The following is a 13,497-nucleotide window of genomic DNA, read 5'->3' as shown; positions in this document are numbered from 1 at the left end:
AGTGTCAGCGGATCCGGGGGCGGAGGGGTAAGCTTCCTAGGGAGAACCATCCACGGGCAACGCGTCCATTGTGCCCACGCGCAGGACCGATGCGGAACCCACACACACAAAGAGGAAGGGCCGTCTGTGAGTTCGCAAACTCGAACCGGCAGCCGCCGCGGCCGAGCGCTCAAGGCCTCGGCAGTGGCAGTCCTGGCGACGATCTCGCTCACCGCTTGCTCGGAGCAATCGAAGCTGGGCTTCTTGCCCACCGAACGGGGCACCACCGATAACGCCGATCAGGTCATCGACTTGTGGATCGGGTCGTGGATCGCGGCGCTCGGCGTGGGTCTCGTGGTGTGGGGTCTGATGCTCTGGTGCATGGTCGCCTACCGGCGGCGTAAGAACGAGACCGGCTACCCCCGCCAGCTCGCGTACAATGCCCCGCTGGAGATCTTCTACACGATCGTCCCGATCGCCCTGATCGTGACCCTCTTCTTCTTCTCGTTCCGCGCACAAACGGCCATCACGGACCGCTTCGAGAACCCGGACGTCAAGATCCAGGTGTACGGCAAGCAGTGGGCGTGGGACTTCAACTACCTGGACGACAACGTCCACTACCAGGGCATCCAGGCGCACCTCACGGGCGAGCCCGGCGTCGAGGAGACCCTGCCCACCCTGTACCTGCCGGCCGACAGCAAGGTCGAGCTGGAGATCACGTCCCGCGACGTCATCCACTCGTTCTGGGTGCCCGCCTTCCTTGAGAAGATCGACATGATCCCGGATCGCACCAACTACATGAGCTTCACCACCGGCCGCGAGGGTACCTTCGCCGGCAAGTGCGCCGAGCTGTGCGGTGAGTACCACTCCGAGATGCTCTTCAACGTGGCCGTCGTGAGCCAGCAGGAGTACGACGCCCAGATGCAGCGCCTGCGCGACGAAGGCAACACGGGCATCCTCGGGGACGAGTACAACCGCAACCCGAACCTCAACGAAACGTCCAACAACTAGGGGATAGGCAATGTCTACGCTCGAATATTCGCGGGACGACGCGGCCACGACCGCACCCCGCGTTGTCCCACGGTCCAAGGGCCGGGTGATCGTCAACTGGCTCACCTCGACCGACCACAAGACCATCGGGTACATGTACCTGATCTCGTCCTTCATCTTCTTCTGCGCCGGTGGCGTGATGGCTCTGCTGATCCGCGCCGAGCTCTTCCAGCCGGGCATGCAGATCCTCGAGACCAAGGAACAGTACAACCAGCTGTTCACCATGCACGGCACCATCATGCTGCTGATGTTCGGCACCCCGCTGTTCATCGGTTTCGCCAACGTGATCGTGCCCCTGCAGCTAGGTGCGCCGGACGTGGCCTTCCCCCGTCTGAACGCCCTCGCGTTCTGGTTCTTCCTCTTCGGCTCGCTCATCGCGGTATCCGGGTTCATCTCCCCGCAGGGCGCGGCCTCCTTCGGATGGTTCGCCTACGCGCCACTGAACAGCACGACATTCAGTCCGGGCGTTGGTGGTGACCTATGGGTTTTCGGCCTGGGCCTGCAGGGTTTCGGCACCATCATGGGTGGCGTGAACTTCATCACGACCATCGTGTGCATGCGTGCGCCGGGTATGACCATGTGGCGCATGTCCATCTTCACCTGGACCACGCTGATCACCTCCATGCTGATCATCATGATCTTCCCGCCGCTGGCCTCCGCCCTGTTCGCGCTGGGTATGGACCGGCGACTCGGCGGCCACGTGTTCGACGCCGAGAACGGTGGCGCCATCCTGTGGCAGCACCTGTTCTGGTTCTTCGGTCACCCCGAGGTCTACGTGTTGGCCCTGCCGTTCTTCGGCATCGTCTCGGAGATCGTCCCGGTGTTCTCCCGCAAGCCGATCTTCGGGTACAAGGGTCTCGTCTTCGCGACCATCGCAATCGCGGCGCTGTCCGTGACCGTGTGGGCGCACCACATGTACGTGACCGGCGCGGTGGCCCTGGGCTTTTTCTCCTTCATGACCATGATGATCGCGGTGCCCACCGGCGTGAAGTTCTTCAACTGGATTGGCACCATGTGGCAGGGGTCGCTGACGTTCGAGACGCCCATCCTGTGGGTGCTCGGCTTCCTCTTCACCTTCCTGTTCGGTGGTCTCACGGGCATTATCCTGGCGACGCCGCCGCTCGACTTCCACGTCTCCGACACCTACTTCGTGGTGGCGCACTTCCACTACGTGATCTTCGGAACCATCGTGTTCGGCATGTTCGCGGGCTTCTACTTCTGGTGGCCCAAGTTCACCGGCAAGATGCTCAACGAGCGGATCGGCAAGATCCACTTCTGGCTGCTGTTCGTGGGCTTCCACATGACGTTCCTGATCCAGCACTGGCTGGGTGTGGACGGCATGCCGCGTCGTTACGCCGACTACCTGCCCGAGGATGGGTTCACCTGGATGAACCAGTTCTCGACCATCGGCTCCATGCTGCTGGGCGTGTCCATGATCCCGTTCTTCTGGAACGTGTACACCACCCACCGCAACGCCAAGAAGGTGGAAGTGGACGACCCGTGGGGCTTTGGTGGTTCCCTCGAGTGGGCCACCTCCTGCCCGCCCCCGCGTCACAACTTCACCTCGTTGCCTCGGATCCGTTCCGAGCGCCCCGCGCTGGATCTCCACCATCCGGAGCTCTCGGCGTTCTCCAGCCAGCAATATGAGGCCGAGACCCCCCTGGTGGGCGGCACCGGAAGGAACGGACGATGAGCGCAACTATCAAGACGTTCCTGCTGCTTGGTGTGTTCTGCACCGTGGTGGGTCTGGTTTACGGATTCGTCACCGAGTTCCAGGAACTCGCCGGGTTCCCCGCACTGTTGGCCGTGGCCGCGATGAGCTTCATGCTCGTGGTCTACCTCTGGCTCGTGCAGCGGTCCACCGGGGGCACGCTCCCGGAGGACCGCGAGGACGGTGAGATCGTGGAGATGTCCGGTGACTACGGGGCCTTCTCCCCGTGGAGCTGGTGGCCCCTGCTGCTCGGCATCGGCTCGGCGCTGTTCGTGACCGCGCTGGCGGTCGGCTGGTGGATCATCGGCCTGGCGGTCCCGGTGGCCGCTCTCGGTCTGCTGGGCCTGGTCTTCGAGCACTCCCGCGGGGAGCACGCTCACTGATCAGCATCCGCTGACCATAGGACGAGGCCCGCACCATCATGGGATGGTGCGGGCCTCGTCATATCTCCCAACCGGGGCAAGGTTCGTGATCAGCCCCGAGCTTTGTGGGCGGGGGTCCGGCATCGATACGCGCGTCGTGGAGCCCTCAAGGTAGTAATGGCCGGCGGGGATGCTCTGGAGCTCGACGAGCATTCCCCACGGTGCCTTGACGTGGACCGGCCCTTTGCCCTCGGCGTGGTTCGTCGTTCGCGGTCAGGCCGTCGTACACGACCCCGGCACCGAGTCTGTCGACGATGAACCGGGTGGTGGCGTCGAGATCGGGCGCGGTGACGCCGATGTGCTGGATACCGCGCGGAAGCAGAGGCGAATTCATGACGACATCGAGATGGACCATGTGCCCGGGCTATGCTGCACGGATCCGTCGCGGCGGCCGCCGCAGGTCGTCCCCGTGCGGGGTGAGGTCGCGCAGGCGGGAAATCCCCAGGCGGGCCAGACACCGACCCACGGTGCGCAGGTGCATCTGGTGCCCGAGATCCAGCAGGTGACGGTGGATGCGCCGGGCCGAGCGGGCAGCTGCCTCGGTCCCGGCCACCACCGCGGTCTGCCGGCTCAGTGCATCGAAGATCTCCTCCGTGAGGGGCTCGGCCAGCCTGGGTGCGTGCTTCTTGAGCCTGGCCCGCACGTGCCCGCCACCGGCCGCGGCCAGTGTGGCCGGGGTCGGGTAGCGGCTGAGCAGGTCGGCTACCGCCGGGTGGGTGACCCGCGGCCCCAAGACCCGTTCCAGGGCCGGGTGGATCTGGGGGAGCATCCCGCGCAGCCGGTTGGAGGTGGCGGTGATCTGGGCGGCCAGGTCATCCAGGACCGCGCGCAGCCGGGCCTCGTCGTTGGGCGGTGCCTTGTCGTAGACCGTCTTCCCGGCCGTGGTCACGGCGTGGTGGTCGGACTCGCCGACGTCGAGGCCGAGGAACACCGCTGGTTGTGGTTGCTCTGACAGGGCCGAGTCCCTTCTCCTCCGCTGCTGCACGAGCATGCTGGCCGACCGGGAGATGGTCACGCTCAGCATCCACGTTACGAAGGCCCTCCAGGGGCGATCCCGCCTCTATCAGCGATCCACGACCACCGGACCGGCCCTCGGTGACAACACCCCCCAGATCATCGACGACTGGGGCCAACGATCATGCCGAGGACCGACCGGTCAGCACCCCTCCATCCTGCTGGACGAAAGGGCCACGAAGAAGGTCACGGGGGTTCTCTTGCCCACAGTGGCGGCGGCCACCATCGAGCGGGGATGAGGCTGACGCTTCCGCTGACACCGTGTCATGGGTTAAATGGTTCCATGGAGCCCATGGGGAAAATTGCAGGGCAAGGGGGAGCGATGGCCCACGGGCTCGCGTTGGTAGGCCTGCCGGAGCTCGAGTTGCACGGCATGTCGGAAGCGGTACGGGACGAAACCGAGATCCCGAGGGCCGTGGCTCGCCTTCTCGAGCGGTTGAACGGCCAGGGCGCCATCGAATCGCGGGAGGTGCATCTCTGCTATGACGGAACGAGCGACAGGACGCTAATTCGGGTCACAGTGGCCGTCGGAGAGCCGATGATGGGTACTCGCCCCGTGACCTTACCGGGGGCCGGAACGGCAGCTGTCATTCGGTTCGGGGAGCGGCCGGTCAATACCGGGGACGCATGGCTCATGCTGGACACGGAACTTCGAGGCAAGGGGCTCACCGCCGTGGGACCGTATCGTCAGACCATCCATGGGGACGGGAGCGTCACCCTTGCCGTGCCCGTCAGCTCCGGGACGCCGCGTACAGAGGCCGAGGCCAGCGCATAGAACAGTGACCAGCCGGCTCCGGGCTGGAGGCATAAGAAAGGGCCCGTTCGGATTATGTGATCCGAACGGGCCCTCCCGATCAGCGATCGAGTCAGCTGGGCCCGGGGCCTACTTCTCGATCTGTGCGCTGTGCGAGCCGGCGCCGACGCTGGCGGGCTCGGCGTGGTGATGACCGTGAGCCGCTTCCAGCTCGGCGGGCGTCACGGGGGCCACACGGTCCTCGAAGAAGATCCGGCTCAGACTGCCGCGCATCTTCTCACTCGCCGTGACCTTGCCCTTGGCATTGGCACGAGCGGGTTGGACCTCGCGGTCCTCGAAGTTCACGAGCTTGTAGCGACGGTATTCATCCAGGGGCTCGTGGACCTCCACGAACTCACCGTGGGGCAGGGCCTGGATGCGGCCCGACTCGCGGCCGTGGAGCACGATCTCCCGGTCCTTGCGCTGCAGGGACAGGCAGAAGCGGCGGGTGATGATGAACGCCAGGATGGGGCCCAGGAAGTACAGGGCTCGCAGCCAGTAGATGACGTCGTTCACGGCCACGTGGAAGTGGGTGGCGATGAGGTCGCCGCTGGCCGCGATCATCTGGATGGCGTAGAAGGTGACGCCGGCGGCGCCCACGGCGGTGCGGAACGGCGCGTTACGCGGACGGTCCAGGATGTTGTGCACGCGGTTGTCGCGGGTCACCCAACGCTCGATCCACGGCCACGCGAACATGACACCGAACATCAGGGCCATGGGGATCAGCGGCAACAGAATGGCCAGCGGAACCGCCAGACCGAAGATGTTGACCTCCCACGAGAAGGGCCAGTGACCGGGCATCAGGCGCAGACCGCCGTCGGAGAAGCCCATGTACCAGTCGGGCTGGGAGCCAGCCTGCACGGGGGAGGGATCGTAGGGACCGTAGTTCCAGATCGCGTTGATCGTGGTGGTCGCGGCGATGGCGGCCAGGATGCCGAACACGATGAAGAAGAATCCACCCGCTTTCGCGGCGTAAATGGGACCCACGGGGAAACCCACCACGTTGTCCTCGGTGCGCCCCGGACCGGGGAACTGGGTGTGCTTGTGGACCACGACCATGAACAGGTGGATCACGATCATCATGAGGATCAACGCGGGGATGATCAGCACGTGCACGATGTAGAGGCGACCGATGATCGCGTGGCCGGGGAACTCGCCACCGAACATGAACATGGAGATGTAGGTACCCACGATCGGGACGGCCTTGGCGATCGCGTCCGCGATGCGCAGACCGTTACCGGAGAGCACGTCGTCGGGGAGCGAGTAGCCGGAGAAGCCGGCCACGATCGCCAAGATGAAGAGCACGCAACCCACGACCCAGTTCAGCTCACGCGGGCGGCGGAACGCGCCGGTGAAGAACACGCGCAGCATGTGCACGGACAGCGCCATGACGAACAGCAGCGCGGACCAGTGGTGCAGCTGCCGCAGGAAGAGGCCGCCGCGGATGTCGAACGAGATGTGCAGGGTGGAGGCGTACGCCCCGGACATCTCGACACCCTGCATGGGGACGTAGCTGCCGTTGTAGGGCAGGGACGTCATGGTGGGGTCGAACCAGAACGCCAGGAAGGTGCCGGACAGCAACAGGATGATGAAGCTGTAGAGGGCGACCTCACCGAACATGAAGGACCAGTGGTCGGGGAAGACCTTACGGCCGAACTCCTTGACCATCGCGGAGGCGCCCACGCGCGTGTCCACGAAGTTGGCGATCCGGCCCGTGGTGGTCGTGGGGCGGTATTCGAAGTCTGTTGATGTGGACATTAGTTCGCCTCATCCTGCATGTCTTGGACGGCGAGATCGCGCTGCGAGTAGGTCGGTCCCACGGGCTCGTGGAAGTCGCTACGGGCAACGAGGTAGCCGTCGGAATCAACGGTAATGGGCAGCTGCGGCAGGGGGCGGGATGCCGGGCCGAAGATGACCTCGCACTCGTTCGTAAGGTCGAACGTGGACTGGTGGCACGGGCACAGCAGGTGGTGCGTGTGCTGCTCGTACAGGGCGATCGGGCAACCCACGTGCGTGCAGACCTTGGAGTAGGCGAAGATGCCGTCCACGTTCCAGTCACTGCGCTCGGGGGAGACGTTGACGTCCTCCGGGGCCAGTCGCATGAGCAGGACCACGGCCTTGGCCTTCTCGTCCAGGTAGCCCTCTTCGTGGCTCAGGCTGCTGAGGTTCTCCGGGACCACGTGGAACGCGGAACCGAGAGTCACGTCGGACGCCTTGATGGGGGTACCGGAGGGGTCGCGTACCAGGCGCACGCCCTCGTCCCACATGGTGTGGCGCAGGACCTTGAGGTCGGTGGGACCGAGGTCCTTGAGCAGACCCACGAAGGGGAGGGGCATGAGCACTGCGGCGCCGATCAGCGTGTTGCGCAGCAGCGGGCGGCGCCGCACACCGGACTCGTCGTAGATGGTGTTCAGGATGCCCTGCGCCTCGGCACGGTCCTCTTCCGGGCGCAGGTCGTGGCGCATCTCCACGATCTCGTGGTCCGGCATGAGGGTACGGGCCCAGTGGACCACCCCGATACCGATGCCGAACATGCCGAGGGCGATGCCGAGGCCCAGCAGCAGGTTCTGCAACCGCAGCTGCGCGGTGGGCTCGGTGTTGACGGCGTCGTACAGAGGACCGTCCACGCGGATACCGAAGTACGCCACGAAGAACAGGATGGATCCAATGATGGAGAGCAGGAACAGCAGGACCACCTGGTGTTCAGCTCGCTTCGCGGCCTTGGGATCTACGTCCGTCACGCGGGGGCGGTGCGGTGGAAGCCCCGGGTTGGGGAAGTTTTCCGTGCCCGTTCCGTCCGAGGTGACAACCGCCCCGCTCTTGTGGGGAGTGCCGTCACGATGGTCGCCCATGTGGTCCCTCATTCTTCTCTTGGTGCTGTGAATACTGTTTCGGGTGCCGGTGGGTACCGGCGGGGCGCTCTCAGGCGGAGCGCGAGGTCAGCCACACGGTGAAGCCGATGACGATCACCAGGCCGATGGTCCAGATGAACAGGCCCTCGGACACGGGGCCCAGGGAGCCGAGGCTGAAGCCACCCACGTTGGTGTTGTTGTCGAGGGTCTTCAGGTACGTGATGACGTCCCGCTTCTCCTCGGGGGTGATGTTAGCGTCGTTGAACACCGGCATGTTCTGCGGGCCGGTCTGCATGGCCTCGTAGATGTGCTTTTCGCTCACGCCCATGAGGGAGGGGGCGAACTTGCCGCGGGTCAGGGCACCGCCCTGGCCAGCGGCGTTGTGGCACATGGCGCAGTTGGCCAGGAACACCTTGGCGCCGTTGGCGGAGTTGCCCTCGCTGATGTCGAGGTACTCCTCCTCGGGGACGGCGGGGCCGGCGCCCAGGGAAGCCACGTACGCGGAGAGCTGCTTGGTCTGTTCGTCGTTGAACTGCTGCGGCTTGACCTGCGCCTGGGGGCCCTGCATCTGCATGGGCATACGGCCGGTCCCCACCTGGAAGTCGACGGAGGAAGCGCCCACGCCGATCAGGGAGGGACCGGTGTTGGTGCCCTGGGCCTGCATGCCGTGGCACGTGGAGCAGTTGGACAGGAAGAGCTTCTGCCCCTCCTCGACGTCCTGAGCCGAGTACGTGGTGGTGTCGGCCTTGGCTTCATTGGTGGTTGTGGCAACTGCGTAGAGTCCACCGGTCAGAAGCAAAGCCATGACCAACAGCGCGAGGGCTGCCATGGGATGGCGGCGCTTTTGTGAGAGTGCCTTCACGTCAAACGTTCCTTTTACTCGGTTCTAGAACTTGAATGGGCGAACGGTCCTGGGGGCCTACTTGATGAAGTAGACCAGCACGAACAGGACGATCCAGACCACGTCGACGAAGTGCCAGTAGTAGGACACCACGATGGCCGAGGTGGCCTCGTAGTGACCGAAGCGCTTGGCAACGAAGGCGCGGCCCATGATGAAGAGGAATGCGATCAGGCCACCGGTCACGTGCAGGGCGTGGAAACCGGTGGTGATGTAGAAGGCGGAGCCGTAGGCGTTCGCGGCGATCGTGACGCCTTCGGAAACGAGAGCGACGTACTCGTAAACCTGCACGGACACGAACACGGCGCCCATGAGGAAGGTCAGGGCGAACCACTCGGTCATGCCCCACTTGGTGAACTGGAGGATGCCGCCGGTGCGCCGGGGCTGGAGCCGCTCGGCGGCGAAGACGCCGAACTGGCACGTGACGGAGCTCAGCACCAGGACGATGGTGTTGGCCAACGCCATAGGCACGTTGAGCAGCTGTGTGTTCTCGTGCCAGACCTCCGGGGAGGTGGCGCGCAGAGTGAAGTACATGGCGAAGAGTCCGGCGAAGAACATCACTTCGGAGGACAACCACACGATGGTGCCCACGGATGTGAGGTTGGGGCGAGTGATGGTCGCGCCCACCGGTTTGGCTGGGGTATGAGTCGCAGTTGTCACAGAGACATTATGTCGCCAAAACTCCCGGCGAACCAACCACCACGGCCTCCGCAGCGCATCGTGTCGCGTCCCCGAGGTGTGATCTGGACGACCCTCCCGTCCGCCGGGCCGCGGTGGGCCGCGGCCTACCGCCGCACTGCGTCACGCGGAGTGACGGCGCGATAGAGTCGAAGCCGTGACTACCTCGAACGCCTCCCGCACGAACAACCACTGGCCAGACGTGTTGACGAGCTTGTCGCGCGGCGAGGACCTGTCATGGGACCAGTCCTACTGGGCCATGGACAACATCATGGCGGGCGAGGTCCCCGACACCGTGGTCGCGGGCTTCCTCATGGCGCTGCGCACCAAGGGGGAGAGCGTGGCCGAGCTCAACGGTCTCGCGGACGCCATGGTCGCTCACGCCCGCCCCATCTCCGTTCCCGCCCCGGCGCTGGACATCGTGGGCACCGGCGGGGACCGCCTCTCGAGCGTCAACATCTCCACGATGTCCGCCCTGGTGTGCGCGGGCGCGGGGGTGCGGGTCGTGAAGCACGGCAACCGGGCGTCGTCGTCCAAATCGGGATCGGCGGACGTCCTGGAGGCCCTGGGCGTGCAGCTGGACATGCCCGTCGAGCGCGTCCAGCGCGCCGCGCGCGAGGTGGGGATCACCTTCCTATTCGCGCAGACCTTCCACCCGTCCATGCGCTTTGCGGCCGCCGCACGCAAGGCCCTCGGGGTCGCCACGGCCTTCAACTTCCTGGGCCCGATCACCAACCCGGCCAAGGTCAAGGCCTCGGCGATCGGCGTCGCGGACGAGGCCCTCGCCCCGCTGATGGCCGGTGTGTTCCAGAACCGCGGCGATCGCGCGCTCGTCTTCCGCGGCGGTGACGGGCTCGACGAGCTCACCGTCACTGCGCCGTCGCGGATCTGGGAGGTGCGGGACGGCCGGACCACTGAGCACTCGCTCGAACCCCTCGACCTGGACATGCCGCGCGCCACGATCGAGGATCTGCGCGGCCAGGACGCCACTTACAACGCGGGTGTGGTGCGCGACGTCCTCGACGGCTCGCCCGGACACGTGCGCAACGCGGTCTTGTTGAATGCCGCGGCCGGCCTCGTGGCCATCGATGAGAGCACCGATGCTCCCTTCGCCGAGCGTTTCGAGGCCGCCGTTGGGCGTGCGGCGGAGTCCATCGACTCGGGTGCCGCGCGCGACGTCCTCACGCGCTGGGTCGAGTTCGCGGCCCGCTGACCGCTACTTGGCGGCCGCGCGTCGGCGGCCTATTCGCCTTCCGATGAGCTGACGACGACGCCGCTCGCCCGGGTTCCGGGGGGCCGGCGTCGTTCGTTCTACGGTCCGGGAATCAGTCGTCGATGCCTAATGAGAACGCGGCGTCGAGATCGTGCGTGCTGTAGGTGCGGAAGGCGATGTTGGTGCTCGTGGACTCGACACCCTCGACCTTGGACAGCTGATCGGCGATCACGTCCGCGAGCCGTTCGTGCTGGTGGACCCGGACCACGGCGATCAGGTCCCACTCACCGGTCACCGAATAGACCTCGGTCACGCCGCGGATGTCCGAGACCTCCTGGGCGACCTCCGGGATCCGGTCCGACGAGGTCTTGATCAAAACGATGGCGGTGAACATGGGGTTCCTTTCCACGGTGTCACTCCACTGTATCGGTGGGTCGATGGCGCGGCGGGCGTCTCGAAGCGGCCGGTGGCAGGGGAGTCGTGGCCGTATCAGCGACGACGAACTCGGGCCACGCCCGCCAGGACGAGGCGGTAGCCCACCAGGAACACTCCCAGCACCACCAGGCTGACCAGGACGAACGACCATGCGGTGCCCTGGCCGGTGAGCGTCCGCAGGAACATGCCCACGATCTCGGTGCTGAGCCACACGACTAGGCCCGTGGGCACCACGGCGGCCGGGCGGTGCGCACCTCGGGCCGCGAACCATCCGATGAGGGTGCCCACGAGGAAGGGCCACGCGGTCGTGAGCATGCCCAGGACGTCCTCGCCGTGGGCGGATCGCCCAATGGCGGCGAAAACGATCACCAGAACGAGGTCCACGGCCAGGAAAAGGGGCCAGGCCCTCGCGGTTCGCTCGGCGGGAGGAGCTGGCCGAGGCGACTGCGGGGGAGAGGCCACTGATGTGCTGGAGTCCGATCCGGGACTGGGTTGCGAGCTCATGTCTCTATTTTATGGCGGTGTTTGGAGTGGCTCTTGTCGGCACGTGATTCTGGACGAAGTTTATCGTGAAGGTTCTAGGTTTGAGTTCGAGTCCCACCTGAGACCGGAAGCAAACGACCTGCGCTTCGCCCTGCGACGCGTGGTCCTTTTGGGTCGTTGTCGGCGCACGGGGCCATTCACACCTCGAGAGCTCGGACCTCCACCGGTTGGCCGCATGCCGCCGACGCCTTGGCTGCTAGCTCCATGGCGCCCGCCTCGCTCGAGACCTCGACGATCCAGAACCCACCCAACGCCGCACCCGAGCCCACCGGGGGACCAAGGGAGACCACAGGCGCATCACCGGACGCACCCGTGGCGTCCACGGTGTGAGCGGTTTCCGGCGGTGTGAGTCCACCGGCGAGCACCCACTGACCGGAATCCTGCAGATCCTGGTTGAAGGCGGCGACTGCGTCGAAAGCGCGTTGCATGTCGTCCTTGGACTGATATGCCTCGCCGGAGGCCTGGACGCCCGGATCGTGGAAGACGGAGATCATGAACTGGGTCATGGTAGAGCCTTTCGCATTGTGGAATATCTACTACCTTGTCAATTGAGTACCTTGACGCATCGATGGTGGCGCTGTCCGGAGCCATCGGCGGGATGAGGCACCAGGTGCAATCCACGGACGGAATCGGTCGGCTGATGCCCATGGGCCACCATGGAACTCATCATGGCGCAGGATGTTGACCGGGATGTACACCGGCAGGAATTTCATGCCGCACATGTCCCGATTCGTTGATCCATGTCGTCGTGCGGTGCGTCGTGCAGCAGGCAACGTGCCGCATTACGTCCCGGGGTGACTCGTGCCGGAGAGATTCGAGGCTGGGTGTCCACGCGTGGCCACCTGAGGCATCGCAGAGGCCGAATGAGGTTCGCCCCATATAGCGTCGCTGCCGGCGTACCCCTATGACCGATAATGTACATTATGTAAAGTAGTCCGAAAGTGGAGTGGCCGGAACGGTCCCTGGGCCTCTCCCGCCGGCACCCTCAGCCCTCGGCCGACCGCAGCGCCCACTCCTTCTTGTGGTGCCCCAGCACCGTCAGGATGATTCCCAGCGCCGACCATCCGATCGGTGCCCAGATCTCCCCCGCGGGTCGTCGTCGGACAGGGGCACCACGTCCGTGACCCTCACGGTGGGCGGAGTCGCCCCCGTGGCTCCCGGCGTCTGCCCCGCACCCGAGCCACGCTGGGCCTGCACGAAACCCCCGGAGGCAGCGCCCCCACTTTGTCCCGGAGCCCCAGGGCCACCGGGGCCGCGCCGCCGCCCGACGCCATCTTCTGCGGCGCCTGTTGCATCCCCGCGATCACTTGCTGGTCGATCCAGCGCTGCATGTTCGTCTCCACGCCCGTGAGCATCTGGGACGCCACCGGGCTGGCCGCACTCGCCGTGAGGATCTCGGGCTGCTCCCCCAGCACGATCCCGCCGCACACCTCCCGCGACGTGATCCCGTTGACCGCGTCCTCACTGTTGGCCATCGGGTGCAGCTCGAGCAGGTGCTCGGGCATCTTCTGGGTAACAGCATCGACCTGCTCCTGCGAACCGACTACCGCCCCGGGCAGGTTCTCCACCCGGGACGTGGCCGTGGGCCATGCGAAAGCGAGAAGAACGACACACACGTCGCCCGCTCCCCCATCCCCCGCGTGCGCTCGCGCTCCCTGCAGGAGACACACGACGCGTTCGCAGTCGCCGTCGAGTCGCTACTCTCCGGGGTGCTTGCGGCCCCGGCCGACGGCTGACCACGGGCTGGGGACCATGGTTCGTCTCCGACGGCCGGGCCTGACCGTTGTACCGGGGCCCTGCTGCGCGAACGACGATCCGAACCCGCATACTCTGCAGCCGAAGCGGCCCCGCCCGCGCGGCGACGGAGTCGACGTGCCGGAACGCGCACGACCACGGGCGGCCACCCCGG

General features: G+C 65.7%; 13 protein-coding genes. 4 read left to right on the top strand and 9 right to left on the bottom strand.

All coding sequences use genetic code 11. The features are described from left to right. Nucleotides 1-126: 126 nt before the first annotated feature. Genes coxB through HBK84_RS06785 form a run of 3 tightly spaced genes read left to right on the top strand, consistent with a single transcriptional unit; the run spans nt 127 to nt 3,123 of the window. The gene (gene coxB, locus HBK84_RS06795) at nt 127-990 is read left to right on the top strand and encodes a cytochrome c oxidase subunit II (RefSeq protein ID WP_186368796.1); all 864 of its coding nucleotides are present in this window, start codon (nt 127-129) and stop codon (nt 988-990) included. Nucleotides 991-1,000: 10 nt separating this feature from the next. Beyond that, a complete protein-coding gene (gene ctaD, locus HBK84_RS06790; protein ID WP_064845201.1) occupies nt 1,001-2,722 on the top strand; it encodes a cytochrome c oxidase subunit I in 1,722 nt (573 codons plus the stop codon). After that, nucleotides 2,719-3,123 carry a cytochrome c oxidase subunit 4 gene (locus HBK84_RS06785; protein ID WP_064845200.1) on the top strand — a complete coding sequence of 135 codons (405 nt, stop codon included), beginning with the start codon at nt 2,719-2,721 and terminating at the stop codon, nt 3,121-3,123. The genes ctaD and HBK84_RS06785 overlap by 4 nt, the downstream gene beginning before the upstream one ends. A gap of 403 nt (nt 3,124-3,526) precedes the next feature. On the opposite strand, the gene HBK84_RS06780 is transcribed toward HBK84_RS06785, so the two are convergent. From HBK84_RS06780 to HBK84_RS06760, 5 genes are all read right to left on the bottom strand, one after another. Then, nucleotides 3,527-4,177, bottom strand: coding sequence for a hypothetical protein (locus HBK84_RS06780; protein WP_370520509.1), 651 nt, complete (start codon nt 4,175-4,177; stop codon nt 3,527-3,529). Between the two features lie 882 nt (nt 4,178-5,059). After that, nucleotides 5,060-6,727 carry a ubiquinol-cytochrome c reductase cytochrome b subunit gene (locus tag HBK84_RS06775; protein ID WP_064845196.1) on the bottom strand — a complete coding sequence of 556 codons (1,668 nt, stop codon included), beginning with the start codon at nt 6,725-6,727 and terminating at the stop codon, nt 5,060-5,062. Next, entirely contained in the window at nt 6,727-7,833 is a 1,107-nt protein-coding gene (locus HBK84_RS06770; protein ID WP_082943120.1) for a ubiquinol-cytochrome c reductase iron-sulfur subunit, read from the bottom strand. The genes HBK84_RS06775 and HBK84_RS06770 overlap by 1 nt, the downstream gene beginning before the upstream one ends. A gap of 58 nt (nt 7,834-7,891) precedes the next feature. Next, a complete protein-coding gene (locus HBK84_RS06765) occupies nt 7,892-8,683 on the bottom strand; it encodes a c-type cytochrome (protein WP_167318503.1) in 792 nt (263 codons plus the stop codon). A gap of 57 nt (nt 8,684-8,740) precedes the next feature. Next, on the bottom strand, nt 8,741-9,379 hold the full coding sequence (locus tag HBK84_RS06760) for a heme-copper oxidase subunit III (RefSeq protein WP_064845194.1): 639 nt from the start codon (nt 9,377-9,379) through the stop codon (nt 8,741-8,743). A 175-nt stretch (nt 9,380-9,554) separates the two neighbouring features. Here HBK84_RS06760 and trpD point away from each other — a divergent pair, with 175 nt between their 5' ends. After that, nucleotides 9,555-10,610: an anthranilate phosphoribosyltransferase gene (gene trpD, locus HBK84_RS06755; RefSeq protein ID WP_144996670.1), complete on the top strand. Its 1,056-nt coding sequence runs from the start codon at nt 9,555-9,557 to the stop codon at nt 10,608-10,610. Nucleotides 10,611-10,722: 112 nt separating this feature from the next. On the opposite strand, the gene HBK84_RS06750 is transcribed toward trpD, so the two are convergent. The 4 genes from HBK84_RS06750 to HBK84_RS06735 all read right to left on the bottom strand — a co-directional run bounded on the left by HBK84_RS06750 (nt 10,723) and on the right by HBK84_RS06735 (nt 13,204). Next, nucleotides 10,723-11,004: an Lrp/AsnC family transcriptional regulator gene (locus HBK84_RS06750; protein ID WP_206069136.1), complete on the bottom strand. Its 282-nt coding sequence runs from the start codon at nt 11,002-11,004 to the stop codon at nt 10,723-10,725. A gap of 95 nt (nt 11,005-11,099) precedes the next feature. Then, nucleotides 11,100-11,549 carry a DUF3054 domain-containing protein gene (locus HBK84_RS06745; RefSeq protein ID WP_167318501.1) on the bottom strand — a complete coding sequence of 150 codons (450 nt, stop codon included), beginning with the start codon at nt 11,547-11,549 and terminating at the stop codon, nt 11,100-11,102. 176 nt (nt 11,550-11,725) lie between these two features. Next, on the bottom strand, nt 11,726-12,094 hold the full coding sequence (locus tag HBK84_RS06740; protein WP_167318500.1) for a YciI family protein: 369 nt from the start codon (nt 12,092-12,094) through the stop codon (nt 11,726-11,728). A 621-nt stretch (nt 12,095-12,715) separates the two neighbouring features. Next, nucleotides 12,716-13,204 (bottom strand): hypothetical protein, encoded by a 489-nt coding sequence (locus HBK84_RS06735; RefSeq protein WP_085106052.1) that lies wholly within the window; start codon nt 13,202-13,204, stop codon nt 12,716-12,718. Nucleotides 13,205-13,497: the final 293 nt, after the last annotated feature.

This window comes from Kocuria sp. KD4, from assembly GCF_011769905.1.
Lineage (GTDB): Bacteria > Actinomycetota > Actinomycetes > Actinomycetales > Micrococcaceae > Kocuria > Kocuria marina.
Note: the sequence above shows the minus strand (reverse complement) of the source record. Positions and strands in the feature narration are given on the sequence as shown.

Coding starts and splice junctions, on each gene's coding strand:
- ctaD (WP_064845201.1), top strand. CDS start 1,001: ATGTCTACGCTCGAATATTCGCGGGACGACGCGGCCACGACCGCACCC.
- HBK84_RS06785 (WP_064845200.1), top strand. CDS start 2,719: ATGAGCGCAACTATCAAGACGTTCCTGCTGCTTGGTGTGTTCTGCACC.
- HBK84_RS06775 (WP_064845196.1), bottom strand. CDS start 6,727: ATGTCCACATCAACAGACTTCGAATACCGCCCCACGACCACCACGGGC.
- HBK84_RS06770 (WP_082943120.1), bottom strand. CDS start 7,833: ATGAGGGACCACATGGGCGACCATCGTGACGGCACTCCCCACAAGAGC.
- HBK84_RS06750 (WP_206069136.1), bottom strand. CDS start 11,004: ATGTTCACCGCCATCGTTTTGATCAAGACCTCGTCGGACCGGATCCCG.
- HBK84_RS06745 (WP_167318501.1), bottom strand. CDS start 11,549: ATGAGCTCGCAACCCAGTCCCGGATCGGACTCCAGCACATCAGTGGCC.
- HBK84_RS06740 (WP_167318500.1), bottom strand. CDS start 12,094: ATGACCCAGTTCATGATCTCCGTCTTCCACGATCCGGGCGTCCAGGCC.